Source organism: Streptomyces sp. D2-8, from assembly GCF_023184515.1.
GTDB lineage: Bacteria > Actinomycetota > Actinomycetes > Streptomycetales > Streptomycetaceae > Streptomyces.
In genome coordinates this window covers 582,417-604,206 of the sequence record NZ_JAAHBP010000003.1, presented here as the reverse complement: position 1 = coordinate 604,206, position 21,790 = coordinate 582,417, and the positions used below count along the sequence as shown (strand labels likewise).

Below are 21,790 nucleotides of genomic sequence, written 5' to 3'. Positions count from 1 at the left end.
GTACCGGAAGATGCCCGGCTCCGTGGGGAGCCGGGCATCGGTGCGTCCGCTACGCGGCCGGTGTCCCGTACGACCGCCGCCCCCGCCGGTGGGCGATCTCCCCCAGCAGAACGTCGACGGCGAGGAAGGCCGCCAGGGGAATGCCGAACAGGGGCAGGAAGTACCCGAGTACGGCGATGCCCGCCAGCAGCGGTACCAGGATCTGGGGCGGGACCTGCTGCCATGCGCCGCGCGGGATCGGACGGCCGAAGGCGGTGCCGCGGCCGCGCTGCCACCACATGCGGTAGCCCCACACGATCAGCAGGATCAGGGAGAGTGCGAGCAGCATCAGGGCGATCTGGTTGGCCAGGCCGAAGAGGATGCCGGTGTGCAGGTCGATGCCCCACCGGGTGAGCTTCGCGAGGACCGGGTAGTCCGCGAAGCGCAGCACGTCCATGACCTCGCCGTCGGCCGGGTCGATCGCGACGGCGTCCTGCTTCGAGGGCCAGCCGCGCTGCACCTGCTTGACGACGTACGCCGAGTTCGCGTCGGCGGGCGGCACGATCTCCACCGGGTCACCCAGGCCCTCGGAGCGGGCCGCCGCCAGGACCTTGTCCAGGCCCACGCCGTGCGCGGCGTCGCCCGCCTGCCCGGCGGCGGAGCCGTGGCCGGCGTGTTCACCGCCGGCCGCCGCCGACACCGAGGGGGTGGCCTGGCCCAGCGAGGTCCGCAGCTCGTCGATGGTGGCCCCGGCGTAGGCCGACCAGGTCAGACCGGTCGCCGAGAGGAAGAAGAAGCCGGCCGCCGCCCATACGCCGACACTGCCGTGCAGTCCGAGGGTGCGGCGCCGCCCCTTCGTCCCCCGTACCTTGCGCAGAGCCCGGCGCCGGGAGAACCACAGCACCAGGCCGCCCGCCGAGATCACCCACAGCCAGCTGGCCGCCAGCTCGCTGTACAGCCGCCCCTGCTCTCCCAGGTGCAGGTCCCGGTGGAACTCGTCGATCCAGGTGCGCAGCGGCAGGGCGCCGGTCGAGCCGTACTGTTCGAGGGAGCCGCGCACCTTCGCGGTGTACGGGTCGACGAACACGGCGAGCGCGTGGCCCTCGTCGACGCCCGGGACGCCGGACAGCATCACCCTGGTCGTCGCGTCGGCCTCCGGTGAGGGGCGTACGGCCGAGATCGTGCCCTCGGGGTGGGCCGTGCGCGCGGCGGCCACCTGCTCGCTGATCGGCAGCTTCTTCTCGCCTACGGGGACGGTCAGTTCGTGGTCGTACACGAGCTTCTCGGCCTGGAAGGATCCGGCGTACAGCAGGCCGGTGACGGCGGCGACGAGGAGGAACGGCGCCACCAGCACCCCGGCGTAGAAGTGCAGGCGGAGGATCAGCGGGCGCAGGGGGGCCCAGCTGCTCTTCGACGGTGCCGGGGCGGCTGGCTGCGGGGCCTCGTCCGTGGTGGTCGAGGGAGCGGTGGTCATCGGCGGGCTTCTCCGGGGACGTCTTCTGGGCCGTTGCGGTGTTGGCGGTGGCCGTTGCGGTGCAGTAGTCGGGGCGGCGGGGCGTTCAGTTCCCGGAGAACACATGTGACCTGCGTCACGCGGGGGTGGGGGGTGTCGTGCCATCCTGACGCGATGGGAACACCGAGCGATCGCGCACTCCTGGCCGAGCGGGTCGAGCAACTCCTCGACCAGGGCCTGCCGTTGACCATCGTCGCGGCCGGCGACCCGGTGCTGCGGCACGGCATTGAGCCCTACGACGGTCAACTGGGGCCCGACCTGCTGGCCCGGTTCGTCGAGGCCCTGCGGGTCACCATGCGCGCGGCGCCCGGGGTCGGTCTGGCGGCGCCGCAGGTCGGTGTGCCGCTCAGGATCGCGGTGATCGAGGATCCGGCTCCGGTGCCGGAGGAGGTGCGTCTCGCGCGCGGGCGGGTGCCGCAGCCGTTCCGCGTGCTGGTCAATCCCGCCTACGAGCCGGCCGGAGACGCGCGGGCCGCGTTCTTCGAGGGCTGCCTCAGCGTTCCGGGCTGGCAGGCGGTGGTGGCGCGGCACGCCGAGGTGCGGGTGACCGGGCAGGACGAGCACGGGCGGGCCCTGGACGAGGTGTTCACGGGCTGGCCGGCCCGGATCGTGCAGCACGAGACGGACCACCTCGACGGCGTCCTGTACCTGGACCGCGCCGAGTCGCGTTCGCTGTCGTCCAACCAGGCCATGGCGGAGCGCTGGGCTCAGCCGACGCCGCAGGAGGCGGCACGGGCGCTCGGCTTCGAGCTGCCGTAGCGCGCGCCGAGCCTCCCGGCCGAAATGCGCAGGCGTCCTCGGCGGCGCCGCCGTTGCCGTGACCGACGCGCTGCGGCCGGACCGGGTGCTGCTGCCGGAGGCGCAGGAGGACCTGTGGGACGACGACTACCGGGAGCTCGTGGTGCCCGCGCACGCGTGACGGCACCGCCGGCCCTGCGGCGACGCCGACTGAACGGAGGTCACGCGTCGCGGTGCGCCTCCAGCAGCCGCAGCCACACCTCGCTGATCGTCGGGTACGACGGGACGGCGTGCCACAGGCGGCTGACGGGAACCTGGCCGGCGACCGCGACGGTCGCGGAGTGGATGAGTTCGCCGACGCCGGGGCCGACGAGGGTGACGCCGCGCAGGATCTCGTTCTCGAGGTCGACGACCATGCGGGCGCGGCCCTGGTAGCCGTCGGCGTACAGGCCGGCCCCGGAGACGGTGGACAGGTCCACGTCGACGGCCTTCACCCGGTGCCCTGCCTGTTCCGCCTCGGCCAGGGACAGGCCGACGGCCGCGGCCTCCGGGTCGGTGAAGACGACCTGGGGGACGGCGGCGTGGTCGGCGGTCGCGGCGTGGGCGCCCCAGGGCTGTGCGAGGAGGGTCTCCCCGGTGGCCCGCGCGGCGATGGCGGCGCCCGCGATGCGGGCCTGGTACTTGCCCTGGTGGGTGAGGAGGGCCCGGTGGTTCACGTCGCCGACCGCGTACAGCCAGTCGTGGCCGGTCACGCGGAGGCTGTCGTCGACCGGCAGCCAGGAGCCGGGGTCGAGGCCGATCGTCTCCAGGCCGATGTCGTCGGTGCGCGGGGCGCGGCCGGTGGCGAAGAGGATCTCGTCGGCCTCGATGCGGTCGCCCCTGTCGGTGACGGCCACGACCGCCCCGTTCTCCCGGGTCACCGACTCCACCGAGGTGCCCGTACGGACGTCCGCGCCGGCCTCCGTGAGCGCCTCGGCGATCAGCTCCCCGGCGAAGGGCTCCATCCGGGGAAGCAGGCCCTTGCCGCGGACCAGCAGGGTCACCTGCGAGCCGAGGGCCTGCCAGACCGTGGCCATCTCGGTGGCGACCACGCCGCCGCCGATCACGATCAGCCGGCCGGGCACGGTCGGGGAGCTGGTGGCCTCCCGGCTCGTCCACGGCTTGACGGCGTCCAGCCCGGGCAGGCCGGGCAGGGCGGCACGGCTGCCGGTGCAGACGGCGACGGCGTGCCGGGCGGTCAGGACGCGCTCGCCGCCGTCCGGGCCGGTGACCGTCACCGTGCGGGGGCCGGTGAGGCGCCCGTGGCCGCGGTGCAGGTCGGCGCCGATGGAGTCGAGCCACCCGACCTGACCGTCGTCCTTCCAGTGGGAGGTGTAGTAGTCCCGGTGAGCGAGGACCGCGGACGCGTCGAGGGGGCCCTGCACCGACTGGCGCAGGCCCGGCACACGGCGGGCGTCCGCGCGTGCGATCACCGGCCGCAGCAGGGCCTTGCTGGGCATGCACGCCCAGTAGGAGCACTCGCCGCCGACCAGCTCGCTCTCCACGACCGCGGTGGTCAGTCCGGCCGCGCGGGTGCGGTCGGCGACGTTCTCCCCCACGGGCCCGGCCCCGAGCACCACGACGTCGTACGCGTTGGTTTCCGTTTCCGTCATGGGGTCAGTCTGGTGGGTGGTGTGCGCCCTGGCCACATGGGTAGGGGCGCGGAATACGTGTCCGGTCGGCCGTGTTGTGCCGACGGCTTGACCCCACACCAGGAAGAGGGATTTACGCCATGAGCAGCACCGTGGAGCTCACCAAGGAGAACTTCGACCAGACGGTCACGGACAACGAGTTCGTCCTGATCGACTTCTGGGCGTCCTGGTGCGGGCCGTGCAAGCAGTTCGCCCCGGTCTACGAGAAGGCGGCGGAGGAGAACCCGGACCTGGTGTTCGGCAAGGTGGACACCGAGGCGCAGCCCGAGCTGGCCGCGGCCTTCGGTATCCAGTCCATCCCCACGCTGATGATCGTCCGTGACCAGGTCGCCGTTTTCGCCCAGCCGGGCGCCCTGCCCGAGGCCGCCCTGACGGACGTCATCGGGCAGGCCCGCAACCTCGACATGGACGAGGTCCGCAAGGCGGTCGCCGAGCAGCAGGCCCAGCAGCCGGCCGAGTGACCCGCCCCGAGGGCCCGGGAGCCCGGGCCCTCGGGTACGGGGGCTCTAGAAGGGGTACGGAGCGACGTCTCCGCGTACCGTCGTCCAGCGCAGTTCGGTGAACGCCTCCAGATTGGCCTCACCACCGAAGCGGGCGCCGGTGCCGGAGGCGGCGACTCCGCCGAAGGGTGCCACGGCCTCGTCGTTCACGGTCTGGTCGTTGATGTGGACGATGCCGGTCGGGATGCGCTCGGCGAGGTCCAGGCCGCGGGCCGGGTCCCTGGTGACGATGCCCAGGGAGAGGCCGTACGGGCTCTGCCCGGCCAGGGCCGCCGCCTCGTCGGCAGTGGTGAAGGAACGGACGGGTGCCACCGGGCCGAAGACCTCCTCCGCGTACGCGGGGGTGCGGTCGTCGACATGGGCGAGGACCGTCGGCCGGTAGAAGAGCCGGTCGTGGGTACCGCCGGCGGCGAGCTTGGCGCCCGCGGCCGTGCTGGCCTCGACCAGGCCGCTGATCTTGGTGAGCTGGCCCGAGTCGATGATGGGGCCCAGGTGGACCTGGTCCCGGTGCGGGTCGCCGACGGCGAGTGAGTCGGCCTTGGCGGCCAGCCGCTCGACGTACTCGTCGTAGAGGGACGCGTGCACCAGATGGCGTCCGGTGGTCATGCAGATCTGGCCCTGGTGGAAGAACGAGCCCCAGGCGGCCGTGGAGATCACCGCGTCGAGGTCGGCGTCCTCCAGCACGATCATGGCGGAGTTGCCGCCCAGTTCCAGGTGGGCCCGCTTGAGGTGACGTCCGGCGGCCTCGCCGACGGCCCGTCCGGCGGCGGTGGAGCCGGTGAAGGAGATGACGGGCACGCGCGGGTCGGCGACCAGGGCCTGTCCGGCGTCCGGGCCGCCGGGAAGCACGTGCAGCAGGTCCTCCGGCAGGCCCGCGGCGGCGAAGACCGCGGCCAGGGACAGCCCTCCGCAGACGGCCGTGCGCGGGTCCGGCTTCAGCAGGACCGCGTTGCCCAGCGCCAGGGCCGGTGCCACGGAGCGGATGGACAGGATCAGCGGGGCGTTGAACGGCGAGATCACGCCCACCACGCCGGCCGGGACGCGGCGCGTGTACGACAGGCGCGGCGCTTCGCTGGGCAGCACCTGGCCGGCCGGGCGGGAGGCGAGCGCGGCGGCCTCGTAGCACTCCTGGGCGGCGACGTGCAGTTCGAAGTCGGCCTTGCCGGGGACGGAGCCCGATTCGCGGACGATCCATTCGCGCAGTTCGGCGGCGTGCTCGGTGAACAGGTCGCCGGCCTTGCGGAGCACGGCGGCCCGCGCGAAGTGCGGGGTGCGTGCCCACGCGCGCTGGGCTGCCGCGGCCCGCTCGGCGGCGGCCCCGACGTCCTCGGGGGTGGCGAGGGCGAGGGTACCGAGGGCTTGGCCGGTGGCGGGCTCGGTGACGGTGTACTCGGGCCCCGCGAGGCGGCGGGGCTGCCAGCTCCTGGTGTCGAGCAACGGCATGACGGCTCTCCGATCGATCGGTCACCGGCTGACGGGGTGGGCGAACTCCCGTGCGTGCGCGGCCGGTTCGGCGGTCACATGGCGGGGCGCGCCGAGCGGGCGCAGCGGTGTGCGCCGCGGCCCGCGCAGGAACGCGCCCCCGTTTTGTTGAGCATGCAACATCCTAGCCGTGCCGCGGCACGAAAGCCGGGCGGCGACCCCCCTGTCGGGGAGTCGCGCCCCGCCGGATCAACTCGATTCGCGGTGCAGCACCGTCGCCCCGAGCACCTTGTGCGTCTCGGGCTCGGTGGCGGGTCTGCGCACCGCGCGGTCGACCAGTTCGGCGAGTTCACGGCCGCAGGGCAACTTCAGCTGGACCGTGCTCAGCCGGGGCCGCAGCAGCCGCCCGAGCATCAGGTCGTCGGCGCCGATCACGGCCGTCTCCTCGGGGATGCGGATGCCCTCGTCCAGCAGCGCCCGCATCAGCAGCATCGCGTACTCGTCGTTGTAGGTGAACACGGCGTCCAGGCCGAGGGTCCGCCAGCGGGCGGCGAGGCGCGCCGCGGCCTGTTCGTCGTAGGCGAGGGGCAGTTCGGTCACGGTGGCGTCCGTGCCGCGCACCGACTGGCGCACGCCGTCGAGACGAGGTGCGGAGAACGCCTCGAGTCCGGGCTCCTGCGGGACGACGACGCCGATCCGGCGCCGGCCGCGGTCGTAGAGGTGGGCGCCCGCGCTGTGGCCGACGACGTCGTGGTCCATGAGCAGCGCGTGCGCGCCCTCGATGGTCTCGGGGCCGAGGGTGACCACGGCCCGCGCCCCCGAGCGCTTGAGCACCGCCACCCCGCGCGGGCCGAGCCCGGAGCCGGGCACGAGCACGGCCACGGGCCGTAACTCGGCCCAGGCGCAGGCGGCTTCGTCGCCGTGCGGGCCGCCGGTGCCGTACTGCACGACCGTGTAGTCCAGGCTGCCGAGCGATCCCTGGAGGTCGGTGAGGAACCGGTTGTAGAGCGGGCCTACGGGGAAGGTCGGCGCGGGGATCAGGACCATCCGGCTGTGCCCGGCACGCAGGCTGCGGGCCGCCGCGTGCGGTACGTACCCGAGTTCCCTCGCGGCCTCGTGCACACGGCGGCGGGTGGGTTCGCTGATCCGTACGGCGCTGGTGTTGTTGAGGACGTAGGAGACGGTCGCGCGCGAGACGCCGGCCAGGCGGGCCACATCGGCGCTCGTGGGCACGGAGCGCGACGGTGCGGGGGACGGGGGCGCGGGCGTTCTGGGTATCTGCACCATGACGTACGGCATCTTGGCAGAAGCCCCAATGCGCGCTTCCGGCGGGGGAGTTGTGAGGAACCCGTGAGCGCTCACGGGGTGGAGCGGAGTACTCTCAGCGGGCGGCGCCCGCGCCCGTCACCCGGTCGACCAGGTCGATCCACGCGACCTCCAGGCGGGACAGCGGTATGCCACGCTGCCTGGTCAGGTGGTGCACGAGGGCCGGGTCGAGCTGGCCCATCAGCGCGTGGGAGAGGAGTTCACAGTCCGCTTCGGGGACGGCCTGCCGCAGCAGCATCTCCATGTGGTGCCGCAGCACACGACGGGCGGGGGCGACATAGCGGCGGCTCGCGCCGGGCTCGGCCGCCAGCTGCAGCTCCAGCTCGTCGGCCGAGCGGCGCAACATCGCGCAGCCGAACGCCCGCAGCCGCTCCACGGGCGGCGCTCCGGGTCCGAGCGGCGGCGGGCCGCCGAGGAACGCGGCCTGGAACTTCTTCTCGGAGTGATCGAGCAGCGCCGTCAGCAGGCCGGTGCGGTCGCCGAACCTGCGGAAGACCGTGCCCTTGCCGACACAGGCCTCGGCGGCCACGGCCTCCATCGTGACGGCCTCCGCGCCGCGCTCCGCCACCAGCCGCCCGGCGGCCTCCAGCAGCCGGGCGCGGTTGCGCGCGGCGTCAGCCCGCAGGCACGGCTCGTCGTCCTCCACGGCGGTGCCGAGCTGAAGCAGCTCGGGGTGGCCGACGGGCTCCTGGGGCGTCGGGAAGGGGGGCGGGGCGGCGGACATGAAGCCAGCGTAAAGCATCGGGAACAAAACTGGACCGCGGTCCGGTTAGGATGCTACAACGTTAAACGGACTCCGGTCCGGATCGTCAGCAGTCCTTTCAGAGCAGTGCTCAGATGTGGGAGTCAGCATGTCCGTTCGTATCCTCGCCCTCGTCGGCAGCCTTCGCGCCGGTTCGCACAACCGCCAGCTCGCCGAGGCGTCCGTCAAGCTCGCCCCCGAAGGTGCCGAGGTGGACCTGTTCGAGGGTCTGGCCGAGATTCCCTTCTACAACGAGGACATCGACGTGGAGGGCAGCGTCCCGGCCGCCGCCGCGCGGCTGCGCGAGGCCGCGAACGCCGCCGACGGCCTGATCCTCTTCACCCCCGAGTACAACGGCACCATCCCGGCCGTCCTGAAGAACGCCATCGACTGGCTGTCCCGTCCGTACGGTGCCGGTGCCCTCGGCGGCAAGCCGGTCGCCGTGGTCGGCACCGCGTTCGGCCAGTACGGCGGTGTCTGGGCGCACGACGAGACCCGCAAGTCCGTGGGCGTGGCCGGCGGCAAGGTCCTGGAGGACGTCAAGCTGTCCATCCCCGGCTCGATGACCCGCTTCGCCGAGACCCACCCGGCCGACGACGCCGAGGTCGCCGAGCAGCTGACCGAGGTCATCGCCCGTCTGCACGGTCACGCCTCGGAGCCCGCCGCGGCCTGACCGTCCTCACCTCGCGCCCATGGAGGGGCCGCGGCCGGCAACGGCCCCGGCCCCTCCGTCATGCCGGCAGGGTGTCCACCGACTGGTCGACACACCAGGCAACCCCGACCCGCCCCGGGACAGGCGCACGACACCCCGGGCAAGCGCCCGACCCGGACCGTCGGCCCGGGATGATCCTCAGGCCGGTTGGGGATACGTCTCGCGGCCGGCCCTGTGGATCGGTGTGGCCGAGTCGGTGAGTGGTGTTCCCGTCCCGCCGTGCCGTGCCGCGATGATCTCCGCCGCGATGGACACGGCGGTCTCCTCGGGCGTACGGGCCCCCAGGTCGAGGCCGATCGGCGACCTGAGCCGGGTCAGCTCGTGCTCGCTCACGCCCGCTTCACGCAGCCGGCGGTTGCGGTCCTCGTGGGTGCGGCGCGAGCCCATGGCGCCGACGTAGGCGACCGGCAGCCGCAGCGCCTCGGCCAGCAGGGGGATGTCGAACTTCGCGTCGTGGGTGAGCACGCACAGCACGGTGCGTTCGTCGGTCTCGGTGCGCCGGAGGTAGCGGTCGGGCCAGTCGACGACGATCTCGTCGGCCTCCGGGAAGCGGGCCCGGGTCGCGAAGACGGGGCGGGCGTCGCACACGGTGACGTGGTAGCCGAGGAAACTTCCCGCCCGGACCAGGGCCGCCGCGAAGTCGATCGCGCCGAAGACGATCATGCGGGGCGGGGGCACGGCCGCCTCGACGAGCAGGGTGAGACCGCCGGGGCAGTGCGACCCGTTCTCGGAGAGCTCCACCGTGCCGGTGCGGCCGGTCTCGAGCAGGGCGCGGGCCCGGTCGAGCGCCGTGCGGTCCAGGCCCGGGTCGCCACCGAGAGCACCGTCGTATGAGCCGTCGGGGCGGACGACGAGGGCCTGGCCGAGGAGGCCGGCCGGGCCTCGCACCACCCGGGCCAGGGCCACGGGTTCGTCCCGGGCCGCAGCCGCCAGCGCGGCCTCCTCGACCGCACGGCCGCCCGCGAACGGGGTGATCATGACGTCGATCGTCCCGCCGCAGGTCAGCCCCACCGCGAAGGCGTCCTCGTCGCTGTAGCCGAACCGTTCGACCAGTGTCCCGCCGTCCTGGAGGGACTGAAGGCACAGGTCGTACACCGCTCCTTCCACACAGCCCCCGGAGACCGAGCCGATGGCCGTGCCGTCGGCGGAGACGGCCAGCGCGGCGCCGAGAGGGCGCGGGGCGCTGCCGCCGACGGCGACGACCGTGGCGACGGCGAAGTCCCGGCCCTCCTCGATCCACTCGTGCAGGGGCCCTGCGAGATCAAGCATCGCCGCCCGCCAGCAGCACGCGGTCGGGCCGGATCGGCAGGTTCCGGTGGCGTACGCCGGTCGCGTGCCACACGGCGTTGGCGACCGCCGCGGCCGCGCCCACGATGCCGACCTCGCCGATGCCCTTGATGCCGACCGGGTCGTCCGGGTCGGGGTCGTCGACCCAGTCGGCCTCGATGTGCGGGACGTCGGCGTGCGCGGCGACGTGGTAGCCGGCGAGGTCGGCGCCGTAGAGGCCACCGCTCGCCCGGTCCCGGACGGCTTCCTCGTGCAGGGCCATGGAGATGCCCCAGATCATGCCGCCGACGAACTGGTTGCGGGCGGTGAGCGGGTTGACGATCCGGCCGGCCGCGAAGATGCCCAGCATGCGGCGCACGCGGACCTCGCCGGTGGCGGGGTCGACGGCGACCTCCGCGAACTGCGCCCCGAACGAATGCCGCTCCTTCTGGGCCAGCGCCCCGATGGCCTCGGCCGTGTTCGACCGTACGGTGATGCCCTCCGGCGGGATGTCGGCGCCCGGCACGAGGCTCTGGCGCAGTTCCTCGGCGGCGGCCGTGACGGCCCAGCCCCAGGAGCGGGTGCCCGCCGAACCGCCGGCGATCATCGCGGGGCCGAGGTCGCTGTCCCCGATCCGCACCCGGACACGGTCCGTGGGCACCTCGAGGGCGTCGGCGGCCACCAGGGTGAGCGCGGTCCTCGCGCCGGTGCCGATGTCCGCGGCGTTGACGCCCACCGTGAAGGTGCCGTCCGCCTCCGCGGTCACGGCCGCCGTGGACGGCACGGCCATCGCGGGGAAGGAGGCCGCCGCGGTGCCCGTGCCGAGCAGCCAGCGGCCCTCCCGGCGTACTCCGGGCCGTGGGTCCCGCTCGGCCCAGCCGAACCTGCGGGCGCCTTCCCGGAAGCAGGCGATCAGGTTGCGGCCGCTGAACGGCAGCCCGGAGACCGGGCCCACCGCGGGCTCGTTGCGGACCCGCAGCTCGATGGGGTCGATGCCGCACCGCTCGGCGAGCTCGTCGAGCGCCGACTCCAGCGCGAACGAGCCCGGCGCCTCACCCGGGGCGCGCATCCAGGTGGGGGTGGGGACGTCGAGCTTCACGAGCCTGCTGGCCGTGTGGTGGGCGTCGGCGGCGTACATCGACCGGCTCGCCGCCGCGCTCGGCTCGACGAAGTCGTGGACGGTCGAGGTCTGGTTCAGCGACCGGTGCTCCAGGGCGCGCAGCCGCCCGTCCGCGTCGGCGCCGAGCCGGACCCGCTGGGCGGTGGGGCTGCGGTGGCCGGCCAGGGAGAACATCTGCCGCCGGGTCATGACGACCCGGACCGGGCGCTGCAGCACGGTCGCGGCCATCACGGCGGCCACCTGGTGCGCGCGGGCGCCCTTGCTGCCGAAACCGCCGCCGACGTGCTCGGAGCGGACCCGCACGGAGGCCGGGTCGAGGGAGAACAGGTTCGCGAGCTCACCGGCGACCCAGTTGGTGCCCTGGTTGGAGTCGACGACCTCCAGCCGGCCGCCCTCCCAGCGGGCCGTCGCCGCGTGCGGCTCCATCGGGTTGTGGTGCTCCTCCGGGGTGGTGTACTCCGCGTCCACCACGACGGCGGACGCCGCGAGTCCGGCCTCCAGATCGCCCTTCTCCACCACGGCCGGCAGGTGCCCGTCGAGCGCGTACGCCTCGTCCTCGCGCTCCGACGAGAACGCGACGTCGTGGGGCTCCTGGTCGTAGTGCACCACGAGCGCCTCGGCGGCCTCCCTGGCCTGCTCGGAGGTCTCGGCGACGACCAGGGCCACGGGCCAGCCCGCGTGGGACACCCGGTCGTGCTGGAAGAGGCCGACGCTCGGGTCCGGCGGGGTGCCCATCATGCCGGTGTAGCCGGTGTCGACGCGCGGGGCGTTGTGGTGGTGGAGCACGGTGAGGACGCCGGGCATCCCGAGCACGGCCTCGGTGTCCATGGCGCGAACGCGGCCGCGGGCGACGGTGGACAGCACCAGCCAGCCGTGGGCGAGTTCGGCGAAGGGGATCTCGCCGGCGTAGCGGGCCGCTCCGGTGACCTTGTCGCGGCCCTCCACGCGCGTGTGCGCGGTGCCGACGGCTCCCCTGGTGGCGGCGGTGGTCATCGGGCGGTCTCCTCGGCGAGTTCGCTCAGCACGGCCACGACGAGGTTGCGCATCAGGGTCACCTTGTATCCGTTGTGGGGCAGGGGCCTGGCGGCCGCCAGTTCGGCGTCCGCCGCGGCCGCGAAGTTCCCGGCGTCGGCGGGGGCGCCGGTCAGGACGCGTTCGGCCGCTCGGGCGCGCCAGGGGCGGGAGGCGACCGCGCCGAAGGCCAGGCGTACGTCGTGGACGAGGCCGTCCCGTACGTCGAGCGCGGCGGCGATGGAGCCGATGGCGAAGGCGTAGGAGGCCCGCTCGCGCACCTTGCGGTAGCGGGAGTTGGCCGCCGTGGCGGTGGGCGGCAGGGTGACGCCGGTGATCAGGGCGCCCGGCGGCAGGGCCGTCTCCCGGTGCGGGGTCTCCCCCACCGGCAGGTAGAGATCGGCGAGCGGCAACTCCCCCGGCCCGGCGGCCGTTTCGTACGCCACGCGCGCGTCGAAGGCGGCCAGGGCCACGCCCATGTCGGACGGGTGGGTGGCGACGCAGTGGCCGGAGGCGCCCAGGATGGCGTGGTTGTGGTGCTCGCCGGCGATCGCGGGGCAGCCGCTGCCGGGATCGCGCTTGTTGCAGGGGGAGGTGACGTCGGTGAAGTAGCCGCAGCGGGTGCGCTGGAGCAGGTTGCCGCCGACGGTGGCCATGTTGCGCAGCTGCCCGGAGGCACCGGCCAGCACCGCCTGCGCGAGTGCCGGGTAGCGGCGCCGGACCTCGGGGTGGGCGGCCAGGTCGCTGTTGGTGACGGTCGCCCCGATGCGCAGCCCGCCGTCCTCGGCCGGCTCGACGCGGTTCAGGGGCAGTTCGCGTACGTCGACGAGCCGGGCGGGCCGCTCGACGCCGGTCTTCATCAGGTCGACGAGGTTGGTGCCGCCGCCCAGGAAGCGGGCTTCCCCGTCGCCGTCGAGCAGCGCCACGGCGCCGGAGACGTCGTACGCCCGCTGGTAGCCGAACTCCCTCACGCGGCCGCTCCCTTCGTCTCTTCGGCGGCCCGGGCCACGGCCTGGACGATCGACACGTACGCGCCGCAGCGGCACAGGTTTCCGCTCATGCGCTCGCGGATCTCCTCCGGGGTCAGCGGTGGTGGTCCCGCCTCGGGCCGGACATCGCCGGTGACCGCGCTCGGCCAGCCGGCCGCGTGCTCCTCGATCACGGCGATGGCCGAACAGATCTGGCCGGGTGTGCAGTAGCCGCACTGGAAGCCGTCCAGGTCGAGGAACGCCTGCTGCACCGGGTGCAGTCGCTCGCCCTCGGCCACGCCTTCGATGGTGGTGATCTCGCGTCCTTCGGCCGCGACCGCCAGGTGCAGACAGGCCACGCTCCGGCGCCCGTCGACCAGGACCGTGCAGGCGCCGCACTGCCCCTGGTCGCAGCCCTTCTTGGTGCCGGTCATGTCCAGGCGCTCACGCAAGGCGTCGAGCAGGGTGGTGCGGTGGTCGACGGTCAGCGTGTACTTCTCGCCGTTGACGGACAGGGTGAGGTCGCTGGACGTCGATGGGGGCATGGAAGCCTTCTCTCTCACATCGCGAAGTCGGGGGGGCAGGAGCGCAGGGGGTGGCGATGCCGGTTCGCGACCACGCGGAATGCGGGGCGGGCCGGCCCGGGGTGCGGCCGCCGCGGGCTGTCCGCACGGGTGGCACGCCGATACGATGGGGCAAGCGGACAGGTGTCCGTTACTCGGAAAACGTAACGGACAACTGTCCGCTTAACAAGGGCCGGGTTTCGGCCACGGCCCGCGAGGAGGGCGAGTGCGGCAGAACAGGGATGCTCCCCTGCGCTCGGACGCGCAGCGCAACCGCGAGCGCATCCTGGAAGTGGCGCTGGACGAACTGACGCGTTCGGCGGACGCCCCGCTGAGCACCATCGCCAAGAAGGCGGGCGTCGGGCAGGGCACCTTCTACCGCCACTTCCCCACCCGTGAGGCGCTCGTCCTGGAGATCTACCGGCACGAGATGCAGCAGGTCGCCGACACCGCGACGCCACTGCTCGAGAGCCGGGAACCCGACCGGGCGCTGCGCGAGTGGATGGACCGGCTGGCGCGGTTCGCCATGGCCAAGGCGGGCCTGGCCGACGCCATCCGGCAGGCCACCAGCGCACCCGGGCAGCCGGCGAAGCCCGGCCACACCCCGGTGACCGAGGCGGCCGAACGCCTGCTCCGGTCCGCCGAGGAGGCCGGCACCATCCGCCCGGGGATCACCGCGGACGACCTCTTCCTCGCCATCGGCGGCCTCTGGACGATCGACCCCCACACCGACTGGCAACCGCGCGCCACCCGCCTGCTGGACTTCGTCATGGACGCGCTGCGCGTGGGGGCGCCTGGGCGGTGACGCGCGGGGGCTTCGGCCCGGCAAGGGCCCTGCGTACGGGTCGGTCCCGGGTGGCCGGCCTTCAAGCGACCGCCGTGGGTGCCAGGCCCCGAAGTTCCTCGAGTGCCGCCGCCACCGCCGGTCGGGCGTGGACGCCGCCCCGCGTGCAGGTCAGGAGCTTGCGATGGGGGTTGCCGGTGCAGCGGACCCGGGTGATCGGCAGATGCGGGGTCAGGTGGGCCAGGCGCGGGATGAGGGCGACGCCGAGCCGGTGGGCCACGAGGTGGGCGCAGACGTTCCAGTCGAGGGCGTGATGGACGACCTCGGGGGTGAACCCGGCCGCGCCGCAGGCGGAGAGGACGTGCGGACGGCAGGGGCTGTCCTCCACCGGCGCGATCCACGCCTCCCGTGCCGCCTCGGCGAGATCGACCCGGGCCCGCCCCGCCAGCCGGTGCCCTTCGGGTACGACGAGGTCGAACGGGTCGTCGAGCAGCGGCTGCTGGTCGAACCGCGTGTCGCTCAGCGGCGGGTTGTGCGGGGTGGCCTCGACGACCGCCAGGTCGGTGTCGCCCTCGAAGAGCAGGTCGAAACTCTCCGGGACCACCGCCTCGGTGATCCGGACGGACAACCGCGGATGCCGCTCCCCCAGCCGGGCCGCCATCGGCGCCAGCAGCACCGAGACGGCCACCGGGAACCCGGTCACCCGCAGCACCCCGGAAGGCGCCCCGTGGTCGGCCCGTAGATCCAGTTCGGCCTGGTCCCAGCGGGCCTGGATGGCGTCGGCGTGCGCGAGCAGGCTCTCGGCGGCCGGCGTGAGACGCACCCCGCGCCCCTGCGGCTCCAGCAGGTCGACACCCAGGTCCCGGGCGAGCTGCCGGACCTGCTGGGAGGCGGCGGACGGCGTGAAGTGCAGGGCCCGGGCGGCCGCGGTGACCGTGCCGTAGTGGGCGACCGCCCTCAGGACGTGCAGTCGGCGCAGGTCAATCATGAAGGCCAGGCTTCACAGTGACGTCCACAAAGTCAACCTGGACATGTACGGATCTTTCGACGCACCCTGGCTGTGTCGCGACGGTCAGCCAGCCACGACGTACGAGGAGTCAGTCATGACCAGCACGGATGCCAGCGCCTGCCCGCACTGCGGCTGGCCGGACCGGGGCGAGCCGTTCCAGGTGCTGTCGCGGCACACCACCGCGACGGGCCGCACGGAGTGGACGCGCTGCGGATGCGGCTCGCTGCAGGTGCGGGTCACCGACGGGTGCGGAACGCGCGTCGTCTCCCGCAGCCGGCCCGCGATCCGGTCCGGTGCCACGAGCCGCTGAGCGCGCCACCGGGACTTCCCGGTGGCGCGTTCCGGGCGGCACGCCCTAGACGACCGCGTCGGCGGGGATGACCTGCTCCGTCCAGATGACCTTGCCGGTCGTCGTGTAGCGGGTGCCCCACCGCTGGGCGAGCTGGGCCACGATCAGCAGCCCCCGCCCTCCCTCGTCGGTGGTCCGGGCGTGGCGCAGGCGCGGTGAGGTGCTGCCGCCGTCGGAGACCTCGCAGATCAGGACGCGGTCCCGGATCAGGCGCAGACCGACCGGTCCGGTCGCATGGCGGATGGCGTTGGTGACCAGTTCGCTGACGATGAGCTCCGTGGTGAAGGTCAGGTCGGGCAGGGCCCACTCCTCCATCTGCTCGCCGACCAGACCGCGGGCATGCGCGACGGCGGCCGGATCGCGGGGCAGGCTCCAGGAGACGACCTGGTCCGGGGCCAGGCCGTGGGTCCGGGCCAGGAGCAGGGCCACGTCGTCGGACGGCGGACCCGTCAGGAGGGCGTCGACCGCTCCCATGCCGATCTCCCGCAGGCCCGCCCCGCGCACCGCCAGGGCGTCGCCCAGCCGGGAGAGCCCGGCGTCGATATCCCGGTCGTAGGTCTCGATGAGGCCGTCCGTGTAGAGGGCGAGGAGAGTGCCCTCGGCCAGCTCCACCTCGATGGACTCGAAGGGCAGGTAGCCGAGCCCGAGGGGCGGTCCGGCGGGCAGGTCGAGGATGTCGGCGGTGCCGTCGGGACGGACGATCACGGGCGGGAGGTGGCCGGCGCGGGCCAGCGTGCACCGTCTGCCGACCGGGTCGTACACGGCGTACAGGCAGGTGGCCCCGAGGAACGCGGCGCCCGCGCTCTCGTCGCCAGCCGCCGCCGGCTCCTTGCTGTCGTACGCCCCGAGATGGCCGATGACGAGGTCGTCGAGATGCGCCAGCAGTTCGTCCGGGGGGAGGTCCAGGTCGGCGAGCGTGCGTACCGCGGTGCGCAGGCGCCCCATGGTCGCCGCCGCGTTCATGCCGTGTCCGACGACGTCCCCGACGACCAGTGCGACCCGGGCTCCGGAGAGCTGGATCACGTCGAACCAGTCGCCGCCCACACCGCTGGGCGCGTCCGCGGGCAGGTACCAGGAGGCGACCTCCAGGGCGGATCCGCCGGCCAGCTCATGCGGCAGCAGGTAGCGCTGCATGGAGCGGGCCGCGGTGCGCTCGCGTGTGTAGCGGCGCGCGTTGTCGACGCACAGAGCCGCGCGCGAGACGAGTTCCTCGGCAAGACGCACGTCGTCGTCCTCGAAGGGGCCCATACGCGCCGTGCGGGCGAACGTCGCCACTCCCAGCGTGACGCCGCGCGCCCGCACCGGAACCACGATCAGCGACCGGAAGTCGAAGTCGCGGAGGGAGGCTCCCAGGGACTCGTCCTCGGTCACCCAGGCACTGTGGGAGAGGTCCAGGACCCGCTCCACCCGCGTTTTGCTCTCCAGCAGGCTCCGGGTCACGGGCGACAAGGGAGCGCGCCGAACCGTTTCCCCCACGGACAGGCTCGCCTCCGGACAGCCCTCACGCACCGACCGCTGGCCGGCGCGGCGGATGACGGGCGTCATGCCGACCGGTCCGGGGGCGGGCTCCTCGCCCCGCATGACCGAGTCCAGCAGATCGACGGCGACGAACTCGGCGACGGACGGCACCGCCTCGTCCGCCAGCTCCTGCGCGGTCCGCGTCACCTCCAGCGTGCTGCCGATACGAGCGCCCGCGTCGTTCAGCAGCGCCAGGCGTTCCTGAGCCCGCCAGCGCTCGGTGACGTCGACGACGAGGTAGGAGATGCCCACGAACCGGCCTTTGCGGTCCCGCATGCCGAAGAAGGAGGCGGAGCACGCGCGAATCCGGTCGGGATCGGCGTGGCTCGGCCCCCGGTACTCGTAGTCCAGCACCGGGTCCCCGGTCTCGAGTACCTTGCGCATCTGTTCCTCGAAGGCCTCCGCCTCCGCCCCCGGCAGCACGTCCCGCACTTGCCGCCCCAGTCGCTCTTCGAGGGGGATGAGGCGGTCCAGCGAGTCGTTCACCCAGACGTAGCGCAGGTCCGTGTCCAGGACGGCCATACCGACCGGTGCGTGGCTGAGAAAGGGGGTGACCGTCAACTGGCTCACCGCGCCTCCCGGCATGCGCCAGAAGGCCCGTTTCGGCGGTCGGCCGACGAACCGGCCGAAGACCAGTGCGGCGGCCGTGGCGACCAGTACGCCCGGGACCATTTCGTAGATGCCGGACTCCAGGGGCCCGAGCAGTGGATTGATGTGGCCCCAGAACAGCACCGTGGCGGCGCCCGACACGATCCCGGCCATGGCTCCCGCCCACGTCATGCGCGGCCAGTACAGCGAGAGGAGGACCACCGGCCCGAAGGCCGCACCGAAGCCCGCCCAGGCATGGGAGACGATGTCGAGCAGGCCGCCGCCCCTGAGCGCGATCACGAAGGCCACCGCGATCACCAGGACGACGGCGCCGCGGCCGACCCGCACCAGCACCTGGTCCCCGGCCCGCCGGTGGAGGAACGCGTGGTAAAAGTCCTCGGTGAGGGCGGTGGACGACACGAGGAGCTGGCTGTCCGCGGTCGAGATGATGGCGGCCAGTACGGCGATCAGCATCAGGCCGGCGACCCACGGCGTGAGCAGGGCCTCGGCCAGGACGATGTACACCGTGTCCGGGTCGCCCAGGGGCGTGCCGAGCCGCCCGATCCCCACCAGGCCGACGAGTGTGGCGCCGGCGAGCACGACACCGGCCCAGGCCGTTCCGATGCGGCGGGCCGCGGGGACGGCGCGGGTGCTGCGGATGCCCATGAAGCGGGCCAGGATGTGGGGCTGGCCGAAGTAGCCGAGGCCCCAGGCGAGCAGCGAGATCGTCGCCACGGCACCGAGGGACCCGCCGTCCGACCACCGTCCGTCCGCGTAGCCGACCCTGGCCCCCATGTCGAGCAGACCAGGCGTCTTTCCCTTGAGGGCGTCGCCCAGTGCGCCGAAGCCCCCGAGCACCGCGACACCGGTCAGCGGGACCACGAGCAGGGCGAGGAACATCAGAGTGCCCTGCATCACGTGCGTCAGGCTCACGGCGAGGAAGCCGCCCAGGCACGCGTAGACACCGATCACCAGGGCGGTCAGGGTCACCCCGAGATCGAACCGGACATCGAAGACCTGCTCGAACAACAGCCCGCCGGCCACGAAGCCGCTGGCCACGTAGAGGGTGAAGAATGCCAGGGTCACGGCGGCCGACACCAGCCTGAGCATCCGGGTGCGGTCCTCGAACCGTTCCTCCAGGTAGGCCGACAGGCTCACGGCGTTCTCGGCCCGTTCGGTGTAAGTGCGCAGCCGGGGCGCGACGAACAGCCAGTTGAGGTAGGTGCCCACGACCAGGCCGACGGCGATCCAGCTGGCGCCGACACCGGCGGCGTAGACTGCTCCGGGCAGGGCGAGGAACAGCCAGCCGGACATGTCACTGGCTCCTGCGGACAGGGCGGCGACGAGCGCGTTGAGCCTGCGTCCGCCCAGAGCGAAGTCGGTGAAGGTGCGCGTGCGGGTGTAGGCCCAGACACCGGTTCCGATCATGGCTGCCACGTACACGAGGAACGTGGTCACGGTCGGCGCACTCAGATCAAACATATGGTCCTCGCCTGCGAGGCTCATGCAACGGGCGCGGCCATCGGCACGCCTGGTGTCGGTAGGTCCTGCCGTACAAATGTACAGATCCAGGCCATGAGGGAGCGACCGGCGCAGAGGGGGATCCGCGCTTCGGCGCGATGACCGGTCAGGGGCAGTCGTACGCGAAGCGGGCGGTGCCCGTGCGCGGAGTGCCGGAGAGGATGCGCAGTTCGGCCTGTGCCGTGCGCTGCCCCGTGCCCTGGAAGGTCCAGCGCAGGTGGAGGCGTGCCTGCCGCTGGCCCCGGACCAGCACTTCCCTCAGTACGCCCGAGGCGGTGCCGTCGCTTCGGATCCAGCGGTAGGACAGCGTGCCCGGGCGGCCGTTCGTGGTGACGAGGCCGACGAGGTCCGCGGTGCCGTCACATCCCAGAGCCGTCGGCCGGGCCGTGACCGTCACCTCCCGCACCGCCAGGGGCGGTCCGAGGCGCTGCCAGGCGAGGAACGCGAGGACGCAGACCACGACCAGCGCGGGCAGGGCGTGCCTGCGCAGCCGCCGGCCCGGGGGCGCGGGAGGCGACGGTACGGCGGGGAGCGTCCGGTGGGTGCGATGGGCGAGCGCGGCGGTCACGCCCGGGCCGAACCGCAACACGGCGCCCTCGACGCGATCGGGCCGCGTCGGGCGGGTCTTCGTCCAGGACTGCTCGACGAGGGCCTCGTCCGGTTCGGGCCGCTGGACCCAGTGGCCGGCCAGCACGGTGGCGCTGTACTCGGCGTCGTGGCCGGCGGAGCGGGGCTCCTCAACGGGTGGCGGCACCTCGGTGCGCTCGCCGGCGGGCGTTGTCGTGGGGACGCGGTCGTCGTCGCGGGCGCTCATCGCAGGAAGCACCGTCTGGTCAGGAGCTGCTGCGAGGCGCCTCCGTCGGCGGCGGCCGGGGTGGTCGTGGCCTGCACCGTCCAGTAGCAGCCGAGGTTCTGGAAGGTGTGGTCGACGGTGAGCGTGTACTGGGTGGCTCCGCTGCGCTGGAAGGTCTGGGACGCGCCGTCCGGGCTGCCCGGCTCTCCGGCCGTGTCGCCCGTGAACCAGGAGACGGTGAGGGAGAGCGGGCCGGTGCCGTCCGTGGTGATGTCGACGGTCGCGGTGGCGGTCGAGGGGCCCGTCTGCCGGAAGGCCGACACGGCGACGTCCTTGACGGTGGCACCGGCAGGTGAGGTGGGGGCGGCGGTCGTGGGTGTCGCCGCGGTGCTCGCCGCGCCGGGCGCCGACGTCGCCTGGCCGGACGCCGAGGTGGCGGCGGCCGGCGACTGGCCGGTGCCGGTGGGCGCCGGGCCCGTGGCGGACACGGTGGGTGACGGCGACAGGCCGGCCGACGCGGCCGGTGTGGCGGACGGGGAGGAGGACGAGACCGTCGGGGCGGGGGGCGCCGCCGGCTCAGCGCCGGGCCGGGCACCGGTGGTGGCCAGGGCCTGCGCCACTCGCTGCGCCGCGGTCCCCGGAGCGTACGGGAGGCCATAGGTCAGGAGGGCAGCGAGGAGGACGGCGGCACCGGAGACGAGCAGTCCGGGCCGGCCCGGCAGCCACGACCGCGCCCCGCCCGGTCCCGGGTTCCGGCTCAGCACCGTGCGTGCGGTGTCCGTGTCGCTCCGGGGCGCGTTGCGGGCCGAGGGCAGGAGCAGCGGCAGCAGTGCCACCAGTGCGGCGAGCCGGCCCCGGCCGCGTTCCTCCCAGTCGGGGCCGTAGGCGGCGCCGGCAGCGGCTTCCAGTTCCCCGACGAACGCATCGGCCTGTGCGGGCCGTTCCCACGGGTCCTTGGCCAGACCACGGCGGATCAGCTCCCGCACCGCCTCGGGGGCCTCCTCGGCGGGGACGGGCGCGTCGACGTGCTGCAGCGCGAGCTCCGCGATGTTGTCGCCCGCGTACGGCTTGTGACCCGTCAGGCACTCGAAGAAGGTGGCCGTGGCCGCGTACACGTCCGCGGCGGGCGAGGCGGGTGCCCCGGTCCACTGCTCGGGGGCCATGTAGGAGGGGGTTCCCGCCACACCCGCGCTGGTGCCCGTGTCCACGGCGATGCCGAAGTCGACGAGCTTGGAGGACCCGTCCGGCATGACCAGGACGTTCTCCGGCTTGTAGTCGCGGTGGACGACGCCGACGCGGTGCGCGTCGGCCAGACCGAGCAACGAGCCCTTGAGGACCACGAGCGCGGCCTCGGGGCCGAGCGGGCCCTCCCGCTTCAGCAGCGCACGCAGCGGGACGCCCTCGACCAGCTCCATCACGATGGCGGCGCCGTCCGGGCTCTCCACGTACTCGTACAGCCCGGCCACGTACGGGCTCTCGAGGCCGCCGAGCAGCCGCGCCTCCGCCCGGAAGTCGTGCACGAAGCCCGGCCGGACGCGCAGGGTCTCGCTGAGGTACTTCACGGCCACGGGCACGCCGGTCTCCTCGTGCACGGCGAGTACGACCCGCCCGCTCGCCCCCGACCCGAGTTCGAGCGACTCGGTGTATCCAGGCACTTCCCATGTGTTCATTCCAGCC

18 protein-coding genes are annotated in these 21,790 nt (G+C 73.5%); 5 read left to right on the top strand and 13 right to left on the bottom strand.

Annotated elements, in window-relative coordinates:
* Positions 1 to 49: 49 nt before the first annotated feature.
* Positions 50 to 1,453 (bottom strand): PepSY domain-containing protein, encoded by a 1,404-nt coding sequence (locus tag G3I77_RS09085; RefSeq protein WP_248502106.1) that lies wholly within the window; start codon positions 1,451 to 1,453, stop codon positions 50 to 52.
* 153 nt (positions 1,454 to 1,606) lie between these two features.
* Here G3I77_RS09085 and G3I77_RS09080 point away from each other — a divergent pair, with 153 nt between their 5' ends.
* Entirely contained in the window at positions 1,607 to 2,251 is a 645-nt protein-coding gene (locus G3I77_RS09080; RefSeq protein WP_248502105.1) for a peptide deformylase, read from the top strand.
* 200 nt (positions 2,252 to 2,451) lie between these two features.
* Here the strand turns inward: G3I77_RS09080 and G3I77_RS09075 are convergent, their stop codons facing one another.
* Complete coding sequence (locus tag G3I77_RS09075) at positions 2,452 to 3,882, bottom strand: NAD(P)/FAD-dependent oxidoreductase (RefSeq protein ID WP_248502104.1); 1,431 nt, start codon at positions 3,880 to 3,882, stop codon at positions 2,452 to 2,454.
* Between the two features lie 119 nt (positions 3,883 to 4,001).
* Here G3I77_RS09075 and trxA point away from each other — a divergent pair, with 119 nt between their 5' ends.
* A complete protein-coding gene (gene trxA / locus G3I77_RS09070; RefSeq protein WP_248502103.1) occupies positions 4,002 to 4,382 on the top strand; it encodes a thioredoxin in 381 nt (126 codons plus the stop codon).
* 45 nt (positions 4,383 to 4,427) lie between these two features.
* Here the strand turns inward: trxA and G3I77_RS09065 are convergent, their stop codons facing one another.
* The 3 genes from G3I77_RS09065 to G3I77_RS09055 form a co-directional block, all read right to left on the bottom strand.
* Positions 4,428 to 5,864 carry a benzaldehyde dehydrogenase gene (locus G3I77_RS09065; RefSeq protein ID WP_248502102.1) on the bottom strand — a complete coding sequence of 479 codons (1,437 nt, stop codon included), beginning with the start codon at positions 5,862 to 5,864 and terminating at the stop codon, positions 4,428 to 4,430.
* 228 nt (positions 5,865 to 6,092) lie between these two features.
* Positions 6,093 to 7,142 carry a LacI family DNA-binding transcriptional regulator gene (locus G3I77_RS09060; protein WP_374385372.1) on the bottom strand — a complete coding sequence of 350 codons (1,050 nt, stop codon included), beginning with the start codon at positions 7,140 to 7,142 and terminating at the stop codon, positions 6,093 to 6,095.
* Between the two features lie 82 nt (positions 7,143 to 7,224).
* Positions 7,225 to 7,893: a TetR/AcrR family transcriptional regulator gene (locus tag G3I77_RS09055; protein ID WP_248502100.1), complete on the bottom strand. Its 669-nt coding sequence runs from the start codon at positions 7,891 to 7,893 to the stop codon at positions 7,225 to 7,227.
* Between the two features lie 127 nt (positions 7,894 to 8,020).
* On the opposite strand from G3I77_RS09055, the gene G3I77_RS09050 reads away from it, so the two are divergent.
* Positions 8,021 to 8,584 carry an NAD(P)H-dependent oxidoreductase gene (locus tag G3I77_RS09050; protein ID WP_248502099.1) on the top strand — a complete coding sequence of 188 codons (564 nt, stop codon included), beginning with the start codon at positions 8,021 to 8,023 and terminating at the stop codon, positions 8,582 to 8,584.
* A 177-nt stretch (positions 8,585 to 8,761) separates the two neighbouring features.
* Here the strand turns inward: G3I77_RS09050 and G3I77_RS09045 are convergent, their stop codons facing one another.
* The 4 genes from G3I77_RS09045 to G3I77_RS09030 are packed head-to-tail and all read right to left on the bottom strand — an operon-like array spanning position 8,762 to position 13,533.
* Positions 8,762 to 9,892 carry an XdhC/CoxI family protein gene (locus tag G3I77_RS09045; protein ID WP_248502098.1) on the bottom strand — a complete coding sequence of 377 codons (1,131 nt, stop codon included), beginning with the start codon at positions 9,890 to 9,892 and terminating at the stop codon, positions 8,762 to 8,764.
* On the bottom strand, positions 9,885 to 12,002 hold the full coding sequence (locus G3I77_RS09040; RefSeq protein ID WP_248502097.1) for a xanthine dehydrogenase family protein molybdopterin-binding subunit: 2,118 nt from the start codon (positions 12,000 to 12,002) through the stop codon (positions 9,885 to 9,887). The genes G3I77_RS09045 and G3I77_RS09040 overlap by 8 nt, the downstream gene beginning before the upstream one ends.
* Positions 11,999 to 12,991, bottom strand: a complete 993-nt coding sequence (locus G3I77_RS09035) for a xanthine dehydrogenase family protein subunit M (protein ID WP_248502096.1) — start codon at positions 12,989 to 12,991, stop codon at positions 11,999 to 12,001. The genes G3I77_RS09040 and G3I77_RS09035 overlap by 4 nt, the downstream gene beginning before the upstream one ends.
* Entirely contained in the window at positions 12,988 to 13,533 is a 546-nt protein-coding gene (locus G3I77_RS09030; RefSeq protein WP_248502095.1) for a (2Fe-2S)-binding protein, read from the bottom strand. Before G3I77_RS09030 ends, G3I77_RS09035 begins: the two co-directional genes overlap by 4 nt.
* Before the next feature lie 244 nt (positions 13,534 to 13,777).
* On the opposite strand from G3I77_RS09030, the gene G3I77_RS09025 reads away from it, so the two are divergent.
* Positions 13,778 to 14,356, top strand: coding sequence for a TetR/AcrR family transcriptional regulator (locus G3I77_RS09025; protein ID WP_248502094.1), 579 nt, complete (start codon positions 13,778 to 13,780; stop codon positions 14,354 to 14,356).
* A 61-nt stretch (positions 14,357 to 14,417) separates the two neighbouring features.
* Here the strand turns inward: G3I77_RS09025 and G3I77_RS09020 are convergent, their stop codons facing one another.
* Positions 14,418 to 15,323 (bottom strand): LysR family transcriptional regulator, encoded by a 906-nt coding sequence (locus tag G3I77_RS09020; protein WP_248502093.1) that lies wholly within the window; start codon positions 15,321 to 15,323, stop codon positions 14,418 to 14,420.
* Between the two features lie 115 nt (positions 15,324 to 15,438).
* On the opposite strand from G3I77_RS09020, the gene G3I77_RS09015 reads away from it, so the two are divergent.
* Positions 15,439 to 15,654, top strand: coding sequence for a hypothetical protein (locus tag G3I77_RS09015; RefSeq protein WP_248502092.1), 216 nt, complete (start codon positions 15,439 to 15,441; stop codon positions 15,652 to 15,654).
* 45 nt (positions 15,655 to 15,699) lie between these two features.
* On the opposite strand, the gene putP is transcribed toward G3I77_RS09015, so the two are convergent.
* From putP to G3I77_RS08995, 3 genes are all read right to left on the bottom strand, one after another.
* Complete coding sequence (gene putP, locus G3I77_RS40845) at positions 15,700 to 19,281, bottom strand: sodium/proline symporter PutP (protein WP_308311369.1); 3,582 nt, start codon at positions 19,279 to 19,281, stop codon at positions 15,700 to 15,702.
* Positions 19,282 to 19,426: 145 nt separating this feature from the next.
* Positions 19,427 to 20,134, bottom strand: coding sequence for a hypothetical protein (locus G3I77_RS09000; protein ID WP_248502091.1), 708 nt, complete (start codon positions 20,132 to 20,134; stop codon positions 19,427 to 19,429).
* Positions 20,131 to 21,783 carry a serine/threonine-protein kinase gene (locus G3I77_RS08995; RefSeq protein WP_248502090.1) on the bottom strand — a complete coding sequence of 551 codons (1,653 nt, stop codon included), beginning with the start codon at positions 21,781 to 21,783 and terminating at the stop codon, positions 20,131 to 20,133. Before G3I77_RS08995 ends, G3I77_RS09000 begins: the two co-directional genes overlap by 4 nt.
* Between the last annotated feature and the right edge of the window lie 7 nt (positions 21,784 to 21,790).